This window comes from Pyxidicoccus xibeiensis (assembly GCF_024198175.1).
Lineage (GTDB): Bacteria > Myxococcota > Myxococcia > Myxococcales > Myxococcaceae > Myxococcus > Myxococcus xibeiensis.
This window is the reverse complement of sequence record NZ_JAJVKV010000014.1, coordinates 98118-114044: the sequence shown is the minus strand read 5'-3', so window position 1 is coordinate 114044 and position 15927 is coordinate 98118. Positions and strand designations below refer to the sequence as shown.

Below are 15927 nucleotides of genomic sequence, written 5' to 3'. Positions count from 1 at the left end.
TCAGCGCGCCACACCGTGAGGGCCATCCCCCGAGGGCACGAAGCCCGCGGGGACTACCGGCTCAGAACTGCGCCCAGCCCGGCACACGCGGGTAGGGAATGGCGTCGCGGATGTTCTGCAGGCCGCACATGTAGACGATGAGCCGCTCGAACCCGAGCCCGAAGCCCGCGTGCGGCACCGAGCCGTAGCGGCGCAGGTCGCGGTACCACTGGTAGTGCTCGGGCTGGAGGCCGAACTTCTTCATGCGCGCGTCCAGCACGTCCAGCCGCTCCTCGCGCTGGCTGCCGCCGATGATTTCTCCGATGCCGGGCGCCAGCACGTCCATGGCGGCCACCGTCTTCCCGTCCTCGTTGATGCGCATGTAGAAGGCCTTGATGGCCTCCGGGTAGTTCATCACCACCACCGGCCGGCCCACGTGCTCCTCGGTGAGGTAGCGCTCGTGCTCCGTCTGGAGGTCCTTGCCCCACTCCGGCGTGTACTCGAACTTCTTCTTGGCCTTCTTCAGGATTTCGATGGCCTCGGTGTAGTCGATGCGCTCGAAGCTGGAGGTGATGAACTTCTCCATGCGCTCGGTGACGCCCTTCTGCACGCGCTCCTCGAAGAACTTGAAGTCCGGCGCGCACTCGGTGAGCACCGACTTGAAGACGGACTTGAGGAAGCGCTCCGCCAGGTTCGCGTCCTCGTTGAGGTCCGCGAAGGCGATTTCGGGCTCAATCATCCAGAACTCGGCCAGGTGGCGCGTGGTGTTGGAGTTCTCCGCCCGGAAGGTGGGGCCGAAGGTGTACACCTTCGACATGGCCATGGCGTAGGCCTCCACGTTGAGCTGGCCGGAGACGGTGAGGTAAGCCTCCTTGCCGAAGAAGTCCTTGTGCCAGTCAATCTTGCCTTCCGGCGTGCGGGGCGGGTTGACGGTGTCCAGCGTGGACACGCGGAACATCTGCCCGGCGCCCTCCGCGTCGCTGGCGGTGATGATGGGCGTGTTGACCCAGAAGAAGCCCTCTTCGTCGAAGAAGCGGTGGACGGCCTGGGCCGCCTTGTGGCGCACGCGCGTAATGGCGCCGAACGTGTTGGTGCGCACGCGCAGGTGGGCCACGTCGCGCAGGAACTCCAGCGTGTGCTGCTTGGGCTGGATGGGGTACGTGTCCGGGTCGTCCACGAAGCCCAGCACCTGGACTTCATCGGCCTGGACCTCGAAGGCCTGCCCCTTGCCCTGGGACTTCACCAGCGTGCCCCGGGCAACCACGGAGCAGCCCGCGGTGAGGTGGAGGATTTCCTTCTCGTAGTTGGGCAGCGTGGCCGGGGCGACGACCTGGATGGGGTCGAACGTGGAGCCGTCGCTCACGTTGACGAAGCTGATGCCCGCCTTGGAGTCGCGGCGCGTGCGCACCCAGCCGCGGACCTCCACCTTCGAACCCTCCTCCTGGGCGCCCGCGAGGACCTTCTTCACACTGACGACCTGCATTGACGCTCTCCCTTGAGCCGATTCAGGGGGCCGAGTTAGCCGTGCGCCGGGCCGGAGGACAAGGGCGGTGTGCGCTCCCGGGGCCACCGGAGGGGGTCCGGGAGGGCCTTCCGGGGGGCTTCCAGGGCCCCCAGGGGCCCCCCTGGCGCATGCCTGGACCCCTGCCCTGCATGTCAGACCCCTTGGGTATCTTTCTCCCATGGCCGCCAGAGAGGGGGCCAGCCTTCCCAACAAAACCACCACGCCATTCGCAGGCCAGCGTGCCTGCCCTGGCCTTGCCATACCTGGAGAGTCACATGGCTTCTCGCACCACGTCCAAGCGCAACGCCGTCGCCCGCAACCGCTCCGCCGAGGCCACCAAGGCCGCCTTCGACGACCTGGCCCGCAAGGCCCGCAGCAAGCCCGTCGTCGTCTCCAAGGAGCAGGACGCCCGCGACACGCACGCGAAGAACGTCCTCGCGGACGTTGCCAGCCTCACCGCCGAGGCGGCCGTGAAGAAGGTCACCGAGGCCGGCCTCACCATCAACAAGACGCTGGCCGGCATCAACGAGCAGGTCATCTCGCTGGTGGAGGAGCTCAAGCAGCTCGACGAGGCCATCCAGCTCAAGACGGAGGAGCTCAACGGCCTGCACGGCAAGGACATCGCCGCCAGCGCCATCGACGTGCTCGTGGCCGAGTACGACAAGAAGAAGGCCGAGCTGGAGACGGAGATGGAGCGGCTGCGCAAGGACATCGCGGACACCCGCGCGAAGGCCGCCGCGGACCTCGCCGCCGAGCGTGAGGCCGCCGAGGTGGCCCGCAAGCGCGCCGAGGAACTGTACGCCTACGACACCCAGCAGAACCGCAAGAAGGAGCAGGACGCCTTCGCCGAGGGGCTGCGCCAGCAGTCCGCCACCGAGCGCGACCGCAAGGAGAAGCTGGAGAAGGAGTGGGCCACCCGCGAGGAGTCCCTGAAGCTGCGTGAGAAGGAGCTGGAGGACCTGCGCAAGCAGGTGGCCGAGTTCCCGCTGGTGCTGAAGAAGGAGACGGACACCGCGTCCGCCATCGTCGGCAACCGCGTGAAGTCCGAGTGGGACCTGAAGCTCACGCTCGCCACCAAGGACGCCGAGACGGCGCAGCGCGTGGCCAGCATGGAGATTGCCTCGCTGAAGGAGACCACCTCCAAGCAGGCCCAGGCCATCCAGTCGCTCCAGGCCGAGCTGAACGAGGCCAAGCGTCAGGTGCAGGCCATCGCCGAGAAGGCCCTCGAGTCCGCCTCCGGCGCCCGCGCGCTGGCCGAGGTCCAGGGCGTCATCCAGAGCCGCGAGTACAACAAGGGCAAGTAGTCCCGAGGCTCCCGAGGCATGAGTCTGGCCAGGGGCCCCTCCCGGGTGGGAGTGGGCCCTTGCGCCCGTTGCATTGCTTGACTGAACGGCTTTGCCCGAGTGTCGGTACACCCTGTCTTCGCACCAACACGGCGGACACGAAGCTGAAGGCTGGCTCGGCGCTCAGCCGTGCAGGGTGGTAATGAAGATCCCATGGCCGCGAACCCGAAGATCAATATCGGCTTTGATGTCGAGTGGGACCTCGAGCGGGGGCTCAACCTGTGGGCAGGGACCCCGACGCTGAGCATGTGGGTCCCGACCACGGTCGCCGGAATGATGGAGGGGCTGTGTGCAATGGTCGGAGTCGAGCGCTTCAACCTGTGCATGCAGCTCGGCGGCCAGCAGAGCGTGGAGGGCGATTGGGCCGTCATCAGCTCGCGGCCATCCTTCGAGGAGGGGCTGAAGCTGATGGCGAGCATCGCCTGGCCGGCCGGGTGGGGCCGCTGGGAGCTGGTCTCGCTCGATCGCGAGCGCAAGCAGGCCCACTATCGCGTGACCAACGGCTGGGAGGCGCTCTACCAGCGGGCGCTCAACGTGAAGTGGGGCAGCGCGATGATGGCGGGCAAGCTGGCGGGAATCACGTCGAAGCTGTTCGACACGCCGTGCTGGGCCGAGCAGACCTCCTTCGCCGCCACCGGCGCCGCCCACGATGAATTCCTGGTGAGCCCGACCGACGTGACGATCGAGGAGCGACTGAACCTGTTGCTCGCGGCCGGTCAAGCCACCAATGCGGACCTGGCGGTCGCGCTGCAAAAACTGCGGACGGAGATCGACGAGCGCGCCCGGTCGGAAGAGCAACTGCGCGAGAAGTTGTTGCTCATTCAAGAACAGGAGCGGGCGCTACGCGAGCTGTCTGCACCGATTCTGCAAGTGTGGAACGGAGTCCTGGCAGTGCCCGTGATGGGTGGCCTCAATCAGGAGAGCGCGACCTCGCTCATGGATCGCCTGCTGCACGCGCTTCCCGGCACCCAGACCCGGCACGTCATCCTCGATCTCACCGCGGTCGACATGGTCGACACCAACATCGCCGACCATCTGCTGCGAATCGTCCGCGCCGTCGAGTTGCTGGGAGCCCGCGTGGTCGTCACCGGCATTCGCGCCGCGGTGTCGCAGACGCTGGTGTCGCTCGGGGTGGGGCTGGGAAACATCACCACCCTGCGCAACCTGCAAGAGGGACTGAGCGCGTGCCTCGCCGACCAGGGCATGCGCCTGGAGCGGTAGCACTTCGCCGCCACGGGCGGCACGGGGCCTTGACGACGGCGACGTGGCCTGGTCGCGGCGCGAGCATGCAGCGAGCCACCACGGCAAAGGTCCGGGTTGACGCATGAGGCGAATGGGAGAGGTGTTGAGGGGATGGGGGCGCGCCGCCGGATGGATGCGCCAACCGTCAAGCGAGGGCGGGTGCGGCTCCTCGTTCAAGCAGCTGGATTGATGACAGCACCATGGCCCGCCGGGGCCAGCCATGGCGGTCGCATCAGCGGTCGCGACGGGCTCATCCACATCATTCAGAAGCCCAGCAAGCTCGGCACCCGGGGCACGTCCGTTCCGCCTAGAGCTTCACCGCCTTGCCGGTCTCGTCCAGCCGCAGCCGCCGCTGGTAGGTGATGAACTTGTACTCCTTGCCCTTGCCCTTCTTCACCGGCACCTGCTGTGGCGTCGTGATGTCGAGCTCCAGCCCCTTCGCTTTTCCCTTGCCCAGGAAGTCGGGCGCCCCTCCCTCTTTGTGTCCTTTGCTCATCTGGACGGCGTCTGACAAATGGTCGATGTAGCGGGAGACGCAGGCGTCGCCCTTCACATGGCGCGCCGCCAGTCGCTCGAGGGCTTTGCCGTACAGCACATTGAACATGCGCTCGGTCATCGTCTGCACGTCCTTGCCCGGCTCGACGTTGGGATTGGGCCGATACCCGCCTCCGCCGAACATATAGGCGACCTCATTTTCGGTCAGCACCTGCATCGCGATGCTGGGGTCCGCGGCGAATTCGGAATGCGCGCGCTCTGTCAGGGTGCCCACCCGCTCTGTGAGCTCATCCTTCAATTTGTCAGCCTCAAGAGCGTCGAGCGCTGCGCAGTCGTTGTCATCCTTCGCGTCCGTTGTCGCTGCCGGGCCCGGTTCGTCGCGGGTGCCGTCATCCTTCGCGTCTGCCTCTGCCTGGCTGGGTTCAACGCAAGCTCCGTTGGCGTAGACCAGCGTTCCGTCGCAGTGGCAGGTCGTGGGCCCCGCGGCACTTGCCTGCGGCGGGCAGTCGACATACGCGGCGATCTGGTCCTTCTCGTCGTCTCCGTCCTTGAAGTAGCACCGGAAGCGCCCCTGGTCCTCGTACTTTGGCGCACCGCTCACGCTGCCCCGGCCGAAGCCCTTGACGAACGCCGCACAGGCCTGCGTCGCGTCTCGGAACAGCTGGGTGTCATACCGGACGCCGTTGGCTGGGAAGGTTGCGTTGGCGGCCAGCGCACGGGTGCAAGACAGCGCGAAGACCACGGCGAGAACGGCTGGATGCGGGCGAAGGCGAGGGTAGGGACGGTGGGGCATGGAAGTCTCCTGGGCGCTCGATTCGAGCACATGGGCTGTTTCCTGGAGCCCTGACCCGGAGTCAACGACCCAGTGGTGGTGACCGGCCGGGCTCTGCATCAGGCGCTTGTCGTCAGGCCGGCGGAGAGCGATGCGGCGCAGTTCGATGTGGCGTCGCCAGCGCGAACTGACGATCCTGTCGGTCACGGAGGACTGAGCATGTCACAGGAACAAATCATTCCGGCCGCGGGAGGCGTGGGCGTTCGCCTGCGCCAGGGGGAGCGACTGCGCGTCATCGATCCCCAGGGCGGGCAGTCCGGGGACGTGTTCGCCGTGTCGGCCGACGGCGCGGAGCGGCTGTCGAACGGCCGCACCTTTGATTACCAGGGGAAGATCTACCTCTCGACCGGCGACGTGCTGTGGTCCGACCGCAGCCGACCGATGCTCACCATCGTCGCCGACGACGTGGGGCGGCACGATTTCCTCTATGCCTCCTGCACAATCGAGATGTACCGCCTGCAGTACGGCGTCAAAGGCAACCACCCCAACTGCGCCGACAACCTCGGCAACGCCCTGCGCGGGCTCGGCGTGGACCCCGGGCCGCCGCCGACGGCGTTCAATGTCTTCATGTGCGCCGACGTCGGGCCGGACGGCGCCCTCTCCTTCCGTCCACCGCCCTCGCGCCCTGGCGCGGCAATCACCTTCCGCGCAGAGATGGACCTGGCCGTCGCGCTCTCCTCCTGTCCCGCCTCCACCTGCAACGGCGGACAGCCGCCGCGGCCTCTCGCCTTCGAGGTGCTGCCGCCAGCCTGAGCGCAACGTTGGGCGTGGTGCACGCCGCCTCCTTGTCGGTGCACACCATTGGCCAGGCGCTGGCGTGGGCTCGGGGCAGCGTGCAGAAGCACGGCATCACGCAGGTGGACCGCTTGCTGCCCAACGAGGCGGTGGACGTGTGGAAGTTGGCGGCCGCCTGGTGCCGTACGTCCTGGCTGAGCGTACCGAAGCGGTGGTAGCGCTGGACTGGACGGACTTCGACGCTGATGCACAGGGTGCGAGGAGGTCCGCTGACGGGTGCCGCCGAGCTGTGCGCCAGGCTGAGGAAGAGGCCGTGCAGCCTCCTCTGGGCACACGCCAACCCAGACGGCCCCTCCAGCAAGGGGGCAGCAGGGGCGTGAGCTTCAGCTTCTGGAGTAGCGCGACTGCTTGAGCCTCAACACCACGCCAACTGCGGTGGGCCCTGTGCCGGGAACAGCTTCGCAGGCCCACACGTCCAGCGTGAACGTCCTGCGTAGCAGCCCCGCCCCCCCTCAGAGCGTGGCGACCTTCGCCGCCTGGAGGATGGCCGCCGCGGTGTCCTTGCCGGACAGCGCCGCGCCCTCCATGAAGCCCTGCCACCAGTAGAACGAGTTCGCGTGCTCGCCGGCGAAGTAGAGGTTGCCCACGGGCTTGCCCTCGTTGCCGCAGATGCTGGTGAACTGGCCGGGCTTGTAGGAGGTGTAGCTGCCGCGCGTGTTGGGGTTGGTCGTCCACTGCTCCAGGTGCGCGAGGATGCGGCCGCCCGCGCCGCGCTTCACCTTCGCGGCCGAGCCCGGAATCACGCGGTCCAGGGCCGCCACGAAGCGCTCGGCCTCGCGGGCCACGTTGCTCGGGTCCAGCGAGGCGCCGCGCGGGCCGCTGGAGTAGTCCGTCAGGATCGCATGCTGCGTGGTAGCCGTGGTGGGGCTCGTCTCCCAGGTGGACTGGTGGTCCGCCAGGTCCGAGTATGACGTGCCCGTGCAGCCGCGCTCGGACCAGACGGGGCCCTGGAAGCCCACCATCATCTTCGCGTTGGTGCCGTAGCCGAGCTGCTGAATCGCCAGCGTCTTCCACGCCGGCAGCGCCAGCGAGGCGTCCAGCGTGACGCCGCGCAGGACGGTGAAGGGCACCGCGAGCACCACCGCGTCATACGTGGCGGTGACGGCCGTGCTCCCGCGCCGGAAGGTGAGCTGCAGGGCGCCCGCCGCCGTCTTGCGCACGGCCTCCAGGCGCTCGCCGTAGCGCAGCTGCCCGGACAGGCGCGCGGCCAGCTCGCGTGGAATCTGCTGGTTGCCGCCCACCAGGTGGTAGCGCTCGTCGCTGCTGCCGAAGGGCTCGAAGCGAGAGCGCCGGTTGGCGCGGATGAAGAAGAGGAAGTTGAGGCAGCTCTGCTGGTCCGCCGGGGCGCCGTACTCCGCCTCGTACGCGGCGATGATGGCCGCCTTCACCACCGGGCCCGCGCCGCGCGTCTCCAGGTACGTGCGCAGGTCCATCAGGTCGAACTGCCGGTCCACCGGGGTGTGCAGGTCCGCCGTCGGCGCCCCGGACAGCGCCCGAAGGTCGGGCTGCATGGCGGCGACGAAGGCCCGGTACTCGTCCACCACCGCGGACTCGGGGTGGCGCTGGCCTCCGAAGAAGTAGAACACCTCGCCGGCCACCTTCTGGACGTCCTCCTTCGCGAGGTTGAACTCCTGCGCGTAGCCCAGCATCGTCTTGTGGCCGTTGTCGATGAACTCGCCGCCGCGCTCCGCCACCTGCCCCGGGAAGCTCACGGGCCCTCCGAAGGTGCCGCCCAGGGAGAAGACGCGCCCGCCGGGCCGGTCGTTCGTCTCGTGCACCGTGGCGAGGATGCCCGCGCGCTTCAGGTCATACGCGCACGCCAGCCCCGCCAGGCCTCCACCCACGATGCCCACCCGCAGGGACGACGGCGGCGGCTTCGCCTCCTGCGCCCGCGCCGGCGCCACCGCCAGCCCCACGCCCGCCACGGTGAGCCCCTTCAGCACCGAGCGCCGGTCCATCCGCATGGCCTGCGCCGCCTCACGGCTGGGAACGCCCCGCCGGTCCGAAGCGAGGGCAACGCGGGTGGTCTGACGGAACAGCTCGAAGAGGGGGGTGCGGGCCACGAGGCCTCCGGGGGAGTGGAGGCACATCGTGTTCCAATCACCCAGTAATTTTCAACTACCCCTACAAAACGATATCCGCCGCCGAAAGAGGCAGCGGGGGAGGGCCCACTTCGCATCGCTTCGTTAAGCACCCGAAGTTATTGCCGCGCGCCCCACAACTCTCCCGGTTCTCCGGAAATGGCTCTTGTACCTTCATCAGACGGAGGAGCAATCGACCGTGGCCCATTCCGACGATGACGCCCCGAAGCCCCTGCTGCCCAAGCTGAGCCGTCGCGCCTTCTTCACCGGCGCGGGTGCCTCGGCCATCAGCGCCACCCTGGTCCAGACGGCCGCGGAGGCCGCGACGGCCGCCGCGGGCCCCACCGTCCTGGGTCCCGAGCCCGAGCCGCTGACGCTCTCCATCAATGGCCGGCCCACCGCCGTCACGGTGGACCCGGGCACGACGCTGGCGGACCTGCTCCGCAACCAGCTCGGCCTGACGGGGACGAAGGTGGGGTGCGACCGGGGGGCCTGCTCGGCCTGCACGGTGTGGCTCGACGGCGAGGTCGCCGCGGCCTGCATGACGCTGGTCCTGGACACCCGGGGCCGGAAGGTCACCACGATTGAGGGGCTCGCGAAGGGCGACGAGCTGCACCCGGTGCAGCGCGCCTTCGTGGAGAACGACGCGCTCCAGTGCGGCTTCTGCACGCCGGGCATGGTGATGAGCTGCGCGGCGCTGGTGGACCGCAACCCGAAGTGCACGCTCGATGACGTGAAGCAGGCGGTCAGCGGGCACCTGTGCCGGTGTGGCACCTATCCCAACGTCTTCAAGGCCACCCTGGCGGCGGCCCAGGCGGGTGGCAAGGGCAAGGGGAAGAGCTGATGCAAGACGTCAAGGACACCACCGGCACCCAGGGCCCCACCAAGTCGGCGGAGAGCCCGAAGGCCTCGGGCCCCCAGAAGCCGCCGCCTCCCAACCCCGGCCCCGCGAGGCAGCAGACGATGCAGTACGGCATCGTCGGCGCGGGCATGAAGGAGGTCACCCGCCGCGTCCCCGAGGATGAGCCCCCTCCCCTCCCGGAGAACGCGAAGCTGAAGTCGATTGGCAAGCCCATCTCCCGGCTGGACGGCGTGGAGAAGGTGACGGGCCGGGCCCGCTACACGTTCGACGTGCAGCTTCCGGGAATGCTCTGGGGCGCGCGGCTGGTGTCGCCGTACCCGCACGCGCGCATCAAGTCCATCGACACGTCGGCGGCCGAGCGCTACCCGGGCGTGCGCGCCATCCACGTCATGGAGAAGCTGCTGGCCACCGCGCGGCTGAGGGACCCGAAGGCCGAGCAGGGCAACCGCTACCCCACCATCCGCTACGCGGGCCAGCCCATCGCCGGAATCGCCGCGGACTCGCAACGCGCCGCCGAGGCCGCGGTCCGGCTCATCAAGGTGGAGTACGAGCGCCTGCCCCACGTCACCCGCATCGAAGAGGCCATGAAGGAGGGCGCGCCCATCGTCTTCCCCGGCCCCACCGAGCAGCCCGCGACGGCGGGCGGCGGCGGCGCGCCCCCGGGCCTGCCGCAGAAGGGCAACGTGCGCGGCCCCGACACCCGGCCGCGAGGCATGGGCCCGCGCGGCGACGTGGAGAAGGGCTTCCGCGAGTCCGACGTGGTGGTGGAGGCGGAGTACCGGACGCAGGTGCAGACGCACGTGCCCATGGAGCCGCATGGCCTGGTGGCGGACTGGCGGGACGACCTGCTCACCCTCTACGCCTCCACCCAGCACGTGGGCAGCGTGCGCGACGAGGCCGCCGAGCACTTCGATTTGCCGAAGAACCGGGTCCGCGTCATCAGCGACTTCACGGGCGGCGGCTTCGGCGCGAAGTACGGCATCGGCAACTTCGGCCTGCTGGCCATCCACCTGTCGCGCAAGGCGCATGCGCCGGTGCGGATGATTCTGGACCGCCGCGAGGAGCACGTGTCCGGCGGCAACCGGCCCAACAGCATCCAGAAGCTGAAGATTGGCGCGAAGCGCGACGGCTCGCTGGTGGCGCTGCAGCTCCAGGCCCATGGCAGCGGCGGCGTGGCCGGAGGCGCGGGCGTCGGCTTCGCCCACGCCACGCTCTACGACTGTCCCAACGTGAAGGTGGAGCAGTACGACGTCTTCACCAACGCCGGGCCCTGCGCCGCCTTCCGGGCGCCGGGACAGGCCCAGGGCATCTTCGGCCTCGAGCAGGCCATCGACGAGGTGGCGGAGCAGCTCAAGCTGGACCCGGTGGCGCTGCGCGCGAAGCTGGACATCTCCGGCACGGACGACTCGCTGGCCCGGGCACACGAGCGCAAGGTGGGCGCGGACCGGTTCGGCTGGAGCAAGCGCCGGCCCGCGGGCTCGGACAAGGGCCCCATCAAGCGGGGCATGGGCTTCGCGCAGTCGCAGTGGCTCTACCTCGTCCACCGCAACACGGCGGTGGAGGTGCGGCTGACGGGCGACGGCTCGGTGGAGGCCTTCAACGCCACGCAGGACATCGGCACCGGGACGCGGACCATCTTCGCGCAGGTGGTGGCGGAGGAGTTCGGCCTGCGTCCCGAGCAGATTGGCGCCCATGTCGGTGACTCGCGCTATCCGATGGGGCCGTCCTCCGGCGGCAGCAAGGTCACCAGCTCGCTGACGCCGGCGGCCCGCAATGCCGCGTATCGCTGCGCCCGTGATTTGGCCTCGCGGCTGGCGCCGCACTTCGAGGCGAAGGCGGACGACATCGTCTTCGTCGACGGCAAGGTGATGGTGAAGGGCCGGCCCAACACGGCGCTTGCCTTCAAGGACGCCGTGAAGAAGGCCGGGGTGACGGAGCTGTCCCACCGGGCCGAGCGCCGCGACGACTACGAGGGGTACGCGATGGTGACGCCGGAGGTGGCCATCAGCAAGCACGGCATCGGCGGCGTGCAGTTCGCCGAAGTCGCGGTCGACACGGAGACGGGCATCGTCAGGGTGGAGCGGGTGGTCGCGGTGCACGACTGTGGGCGCCCCATCAACCCCAAGCTGACGGAGAGTCAAATCTACGGCGGCGTGATTCAGGGGATGAGCTACGCGCTCTACGAGGAGCGGCACCTGGACGCGGCCAGCGGGCACCAGCTCAACGCCAACGTGGACCAGTACAAGATTGTGGGCTCGCGCGAGGTGCCGAACATCGAGGTCATCCTGTTGGAGCAACTGGGCGCGCAGACGTCGACGGATGCGCGCGGCGTCGCCGAGCCCGCCAACGTGGCGACGGCGGCGGCGGTGGCCAATGCCTTCTACAACGCGACGGGCAAGCGCATCCGCACGCTGCCGATGACGCCCGCCAACGTGCTCGCGGCGCTGCGGGCCTGAGCCGGACGGAGAGGATTCATGCAGACCTTCGAGTGGGTAGATGCGGAGTCCGTGGAGCAGGCCGCCTCGCTGCTGGGCGAGAGCAGCGAGCGCAAGCCCGTCATGGCGAAGGCCGGCGGGATGGACCTGCTGGACCTGATGAAGAATGGCGTGGTGTCGCCGGCCCGGCTGGTGAATCTGAAGACCATCAAGGGGCTGGACGGGGTGCGCTACGACGGCAAGCAGGGCCTGGAGCTGGGGGCCCTGGTGACGCTGGCGCGCATCTCCCGGGAGCCGGAGCTGCGGCGCAACTACGTGGCGCTGGCGGACGCGGCCGAGCACGCGGCGACGCCGCAGGTCCGCAACGCGGCCACGATGGGCGGCAACCTGCTCCAGCGGCCCCGCTGCTGGTACTTCCGGAGTGACTTCTTCCATCAGGCCGGCGGCGATGACGCGGCGCGGGTGCGTGACGGGGAGAACCAGTACCACGCCATCTTCGACAACCAGCGCACGGCGCTGGTGCACGCGTCGACGCCGGCCACGGCGCTGGTGGCGTACGGCGCGACGGTTGAGCTGACGGGGCCGGGAGGCAAGACGCGGGTGGTGCCGGTGGCGGAGTTCCTGCTGCCGCCGGACATGAAGCGCCCGCGGGACACGGTCATCGCGCCCGATGAAGTCCTGACGCGAGTGCGAATCCCCGCGCCGGGAGCGGGCACGAAGGCGGCGTACCACAAGCAGGGCGAGCGGGAGAGCTACGACTGGCCCATCTGCGACGTGGCGGTGGTGCTGCGGCTGGAGGGGAAGACGGTGCGCCAGGCGTCCATCGCCATGGGCTGGGTGGCGCCCACGCCGAGGCGCGCGACGGCGGCGGAGCAGCTCCTGGTGGGCAAGCCGCTCACCGAGGACCTGGCACGGCAGGCGGCGAAGGCGGCGGTGGCTGGAGCGACGCCAATGTCGAAGAACGCCTACAAGGTGCCGGTGCTGGAGGCGGTGGTTCGACGGACGCTGCTCGCCGCTGCGGGGGCCTGAGGAGCCGGATGGATTCAGGTACCGAGCCGAAGCCACCGCCCGTCTGCCGGCGCCTGCGTTCGAAGGGAACGCCGGGCGTCCTGTACGACGCGGCGGTGGACTGGGAGTCGGGCTTCGTCAACACGGCCACGTTCTGGTGCGTCGCCACGGGCGAGTGCGTGGGCCCCGACGACGACCTGGTGCACCCGCACTCCTGTGGAGAGACGCGGGTGTGCTACCGCGTGCCGGTGGAGGAGCCGCTGGAGTAGCGCGAGGCGTATTCAGTCGAGGAAGCGGCGCCTCCAGGCGTGGGCTTCCTCGGGGGTGAAGTCGAGCATGTGGCCCTCCCTCAGGTAGAGCCAGGGCTCCAGGACACGCGCCAGCTCGCGATAGGCGGGGAGCACGTTGCCCTGCTCGTTGTCTCCCGCGTCGGGCTCGGGTCCCAGCGTGATGACGGCGCGGCCATCCGGTAGCTCGTCGACGGTGGTGCCGGGTGAATGCAGCCTGCTTCGCAGCCCGGCGACACCACCGAGCCCATCGAGCGCGGGGCGTCCGAGGAAGTTCAGCCAGGCGGGGCCATGGACTTTCGACCCGATGCGATAGGCCAGGTACCCGATGTCCACGATGTCCAGCCCTGGATACCGGAAACAGTATTTCCGGAGCGCGCTCATCACGCCAATGAGGTCGAGGTCACCGCAGAGGGCCAGCCCCGCGTGTCCCGAGGACAGGGGAAACAGTTCGGCCAGCTGAAGCGCGAGGGCTCGGACCCGGTCGGGGCCATGTTCCTTCAGGTATTCGGTGGTGAGCTGGAATGAGACGGCGCACACCGGATCCTCCCAGGCGTCGTGGAGAGAAGAATCATGGGTGAGCAAACCGCAGTAATCGAAGTCGAAGCGGTCGGCACTCGTAGAGCCAATGAGATGGAGCCGCCCGAATGGTCTTCCAAGCAGCTTCGTACGGGCGAACTGCCACCCCGCCTCATCGAGTTCCTGCCACTCACCTTCATAGTCCGCGTAATGGCTCAACGCCTTCGGAGCAATCGCAGCCTGAAACACGTCCAGCGCGCGCAAGACGTCCTGTGAGACTTCGGAATGGGGACGGCGGACATAGAAGCAAATCTGTATTGCCTCCCGCGCCGGTGTGAACCCGCTCTCGGCTCGGAGGCGCACCTGCGGGTACCTTGCGCTCATTCAGTCACTCCGATTCTTGGAGTCACGCGATGAGGTATCACGCCAAAGGCTTCCTGGTAGAGATCTGCTTGAGTCTTTCTCTGGTAGGGATGCCCTATCTCGTATTCTCTCCAACTCGGTACCTTACCGGTGCTCACGCAGGGGAACTTGAAGTCATAGACAGCCAGGACCTCAAGCGGGTCTCCGGAGTGGATGACGACGTCCGGCACGAGCGTGCCCCTCAACTCCTCGCCGCATCTCAGTCTAAGCAGGGAACGGACCTCCTCCTTGCTCATCACCGTCAAGCTTCTTGACTGTCGGTCATAACGGTAGCGCTGTTCCAGGCTGAAGCGGCCAGGGAGCCGCTTTCCGAGTCTCTCCCCGACACAGGCCAATGCCACCTCGTGCATGAGGCACCCGAGAAGCATCGCGCGGGAGATGCGTCTGTCCGACTTCTCGTCGTGCACCACCTCATTGCACTGAGCGGGTGTCGGGGACTTTCCATCCATATGGTCGATGAGCACCTGCGACCGCGCATGCTCGGCGCACGCCACCAGCTCCTGCCGGACGAGCACGTCGGTCGCAGCATCCAGCACACGCAGGGCGCCAATTCCGGCCCTGGTGGCCGAGGCCACGGCCTCTGCTGTACGCCCCCCACGTGCAACTGCCCCCTCGCGCGCCAGCTCCGCGCAGAGCTCCGGGCGCTGCCTGCACTTCGCCGTCACCGAGTCGAGCGCGTACCGACCCGCCCTTCCTCGGTCCGGAGTCCCTGCGCACGACGCCAAAAGCAGTGCACAGACCGTGAGCAACAACACTGAGCACCGTGGCGGCATGAGCAGCTCCTGATACTGGGACACCGGCGGCCTGACACGCCCCGCTCCACTCGAAGCGGGGCGGCGCCGGACTCACGTGCCCGTCAGCGCCCCCTCGATGATGCCCAGCGCCTCGGCGAACTGCGCCTCCGGAATCGTCAGCGGGAACAGGAAGCGGATGACGTTCGCATACACGCCGCAGGTGAGCAGGATGAGCCCGCGCTCCATGGCCCGCGCCCGTACCCGCTGCGTGAACTCCGGGTCCGGCGTGTGGCCCCCCGGCTGGCAGAACTCCACCGCCAGCATGGCCCCCAGCCCGCGCACCTCCGCCATCTGGGGCACCTTCGCCTTCACCGCCAGCAGCCTGTCGCGCAGCTCGCCGCCCAGGCGGTTGCCCCGCTCCACCAGCTTCTCCTCCTCCATCACATCCAGCACCGCATGCGCGGCGGCGATGGCCATGGGGCTGCCCGCGTACGTCCCGCCCAGCCCGCCCGGCGCGGGCGCGTCCATCACCTCCGCCCGGCCCGTCAGGGCCGACAACGGAAAGCCACCCGCCAGCGACTTGGCCATCGTCATCAGGTCCGGTGCCAGGCCGTAGTGGTCCATGGCGAACCACTTCCCCGTCCGTCCGAAGCCCGTCTGGATTTCATCCGCGATGAGCAGGATGCCGTGCTCGTCACACACCTTGCGCAGCCCCTGCATCAGCTCCGGCGGCGCCACGTAGAAGCCGCCCTCGCCCTGCACGGGCTCGATGATGATGGCGGCCACGCGCTTGGGCTCGATGTCCGCCTTGAACAGGACCTGCAGCGCCTTCAGCGAGTCCGCCACGCTCACCCCGTGCAGGGGTACCGGGAACGGCACGTGGAAGACCTCGCCGGGGAACGGGCCGAAGCCCGCCTTGTACGGCACCACCTTCCCGGTGAGCGCCATGCCCATCATCGTCCGCCCGTGGAAGGCGCCGCTGAAGGCGATGACGCCGGTGCGCCCGGTGGCTGCCCGGGCAATCTTCACCGCGTTCTCCACCGCCTCCGCGCCCGTGGAGAAGAACGTCGTCTTCTTCGCGTGCGTCCCAGGTGTCACCGCGTTGAGCCGCTCGGCGAGCGAGATGTAGCTCTCGTACGGAACGATTTGGTACGCGGTGTGGGTGAACGCGTCGAGCTGCGCCCGCACGGCCTCTACCACACGGGGGTGGCGGTGGCCGGTGTTCAGCACGGCGATGCCTCCGGCGAAGTCGATGAACCGGCGGCCCTCCACGTCCCACAGCTCGCTGTTCTCCGCGCGCGCAACGAAGAATGGGGCCATCACCCCCACGCCGCGCGGGGTGGCGGCCTCCTTGCGGCGCAACAGGTCGGCGTTCTCCTTCTTCATGT

14 protein-coding genes are annotated in these 15927 nt (G+C 68.6%); 8 read left to right on the top strand and 6 right to left on the bottom strand.

Going from position 1 to position 15927, the window contains the following annotated elements:
- Positions 1–61: 61 nt before the first annotated feature.
- The gene (asnS, locus tag LXT23_RS39910) at positions 62–1462 is read right to left on the bottom strand and encodes an asparagine--tRNA ligase (protein WP_253985706.1); all 1401 of its coding nucleotides are present in this window, start codon (positions 1460–1462) and stop codon (positions 62–64) included.
- 296 nt (positions 1463–1758) lie between these two features.
- Here asnS and LXT23_RS39905 point away from each other — a divergent pair, with 296 nt between their 5' ends.
- Both LXT23_RS39905 and LXT23_RS39900 read left to right on the top strand, forming a co-directional pair.
- On the top strand, positions 1759–2787 hold the full coding sequence (locus LXT23_RS39905; protein ID WP_253985705.1) for a kinetoplast-associated protein: 1029 nt from the start codon (positions 1759–1761) through the stop codon (positions 2785–2787).
- A gap of 192 nt (positions 2788–2979) precedes the next feature.
- Positions 2980–4047: an STAS domain-containing protein gene (locus LXT23_RS39900; protein WP_253985704.1), complete on the top strand. Its 1068-nt coding sequence runs from the start codon at positions 2980–2982 to the stop codon at positions 4045–4047.
- A 328-nt stretch (positions 4048–4375) separates the two neighbouring features.
- On the opposite strand, the gene LXT23_RS39895 is transcribed toward LXT23_RS39900, so the two are convergent.
- A complete protein-coding gene (locus tag LXT23_RS39895; RefSeq protein WP_253985703.1) occupies positions 4376–5542 on the bottom strand; it encodes a hypothetical protein in 1167 nt (388 codons plus the stop codon).
- A 12-nt stretch (positions 5543–5554) separates the two neighbouring features.
- Between LXT23_RS39895 and LXT23_RS39890 the strand changes: the two genes are divergently transcribed.
- A complete protein-coding gene (locus LXT23_RS39890; RefSeq protein WP_253985702.1) occupies positions 5555–6148 on the top strand; it encodes a DUF1989 domain-containing protein in 594 nt (197 codons plus the stop codon).
- Between the two features lie 32 nt (positions 6149–6180).
- On the top strand, positions 6181–6348 hold the full coding sequence (locus tag LXT23_RS39885; RefSeq protein ID WP_253985701.1) for a hypothetical protein: 168 nt from the start codon (positions 6181–6183) through the stop codon (positions 6346–6348).
- Between the two features lie 294 nt (positions 6349–6642).
- Here the strand turns inward: LXT23_RS39885 and LXT23_RS39880 are convergent, their stop codons facing one another.
- Positions 6643–8253 (bottom strand): flavin monoamine oxidase family protein, encoded by a 1611-nt coding sequence (locus LXT23_RS39880; RefSeq protein ID WP_253985700.1) that lies wholly within the window; start codon positions 8251–8253, stop codon positions 6643–6645.
- 217 nt (positions 8254–8470) lie between these two features.
- On the opposite strand from LXT23_RS39880, the gene LXT23_RS39875 reads away from it, so the two are divergent.
- Genes LXT23_RS39875 through LXT23_RS39860 form a run of 4 tightly spaced genes read left to right on the top strand, consistent with a single transcriptional unit; the run spans position 8471 to position 12845 of the window.
- Positions 8471–9115 (top strand): (2Fe-2S)-binding protein, encoded by a 645-nt coding sequence (locus tag LXT23_RS39875; protein ID WP_253985699.1) that lies wholly within the window; start codon positions 8471–8473, stop codon positions 9113–9115.
- On the top strand, positions 9115–11589 hold the full coding sequence (locus LXT23_RS39870; RefSeq protein WP_253985698.1) for a xanthine dehydrogenase family protein molybdopterin-binding subunit: 2475 nt from the start codon (positions 9115–9117) through the stop codon (positions 11587–11589). Before LXT23_RS39875 ends, LXT23_RS39870 begins: the two co-directional genes overlap by 1 nt.
- Before the next feature lie 18 nt (positions 11590–11607).
- Positions 11608–12597 (top strand): FAD binding domain-containing protein, encoded by a 990-nt coding sequence (locus LXT23_RS39865; protein WP_253985697.1) that lies wholly within the window; start codon positions 11608–11610, stop codon positions 12595–12597.
- Positions 12598–12605: 8 nt separating this feature from the next.
- On the top strand, positions 12606–12845 hold the full coding sequence (locus tag LXT23_RS39860) for a hypothetical protein (protein WP_253985696.1): 240 nt from the start codon (positions 12606–12608) through the stop codon (positions 12843–12845).
- Between the two features lie 12 nt (positions 12846–12857).
- Here LXT23_RS39860 and LXT23_RS39855 read toward each other — a convergent pair whose 3' ends face one another.
- From LXT23_RS39855 to gabT, 3 genes are all read right to left on the bottom strand, one after another.
- A complete protein-coding gene (locus LXT23_RS39855; RefSeq protein WP_253985695.1) occupies positions 12858–13646 on the bottom strand; it encodes a type VI immunity family protein in 789 nt (262 codons plus the stop codon).
- Positions 13647–13762: 116 nt separating this feature from the next.
- The gene (locus tag LXT23_RS39850) at positions 13763–14380 is read right to left on the bottom strand and encodes a hypothetical protein (protein WP_253985694.1); all 618 of its coding nucleotides are present in this window, start codon (positions 14378–14380) and stop codon (positions 13763–13765) included.
- Between the two features lie 270 nt (positions 14381–14650).
- The gene (gene gabT / locus LXT23_RS39845; RefSeq protein WP_253985693.1) at positions 14651–15925 is read right to left on the bottom strand and encodes a 4-aminobutyrate--2-oxoglutarate transaminase; all 1275 of its coding nucleotides are present in this window, start codon (positions 15923–15925) and stop codon (positions 14651–14653) included.
- Positions 15926–15927 lie beyond the last annotated feature (2 nt).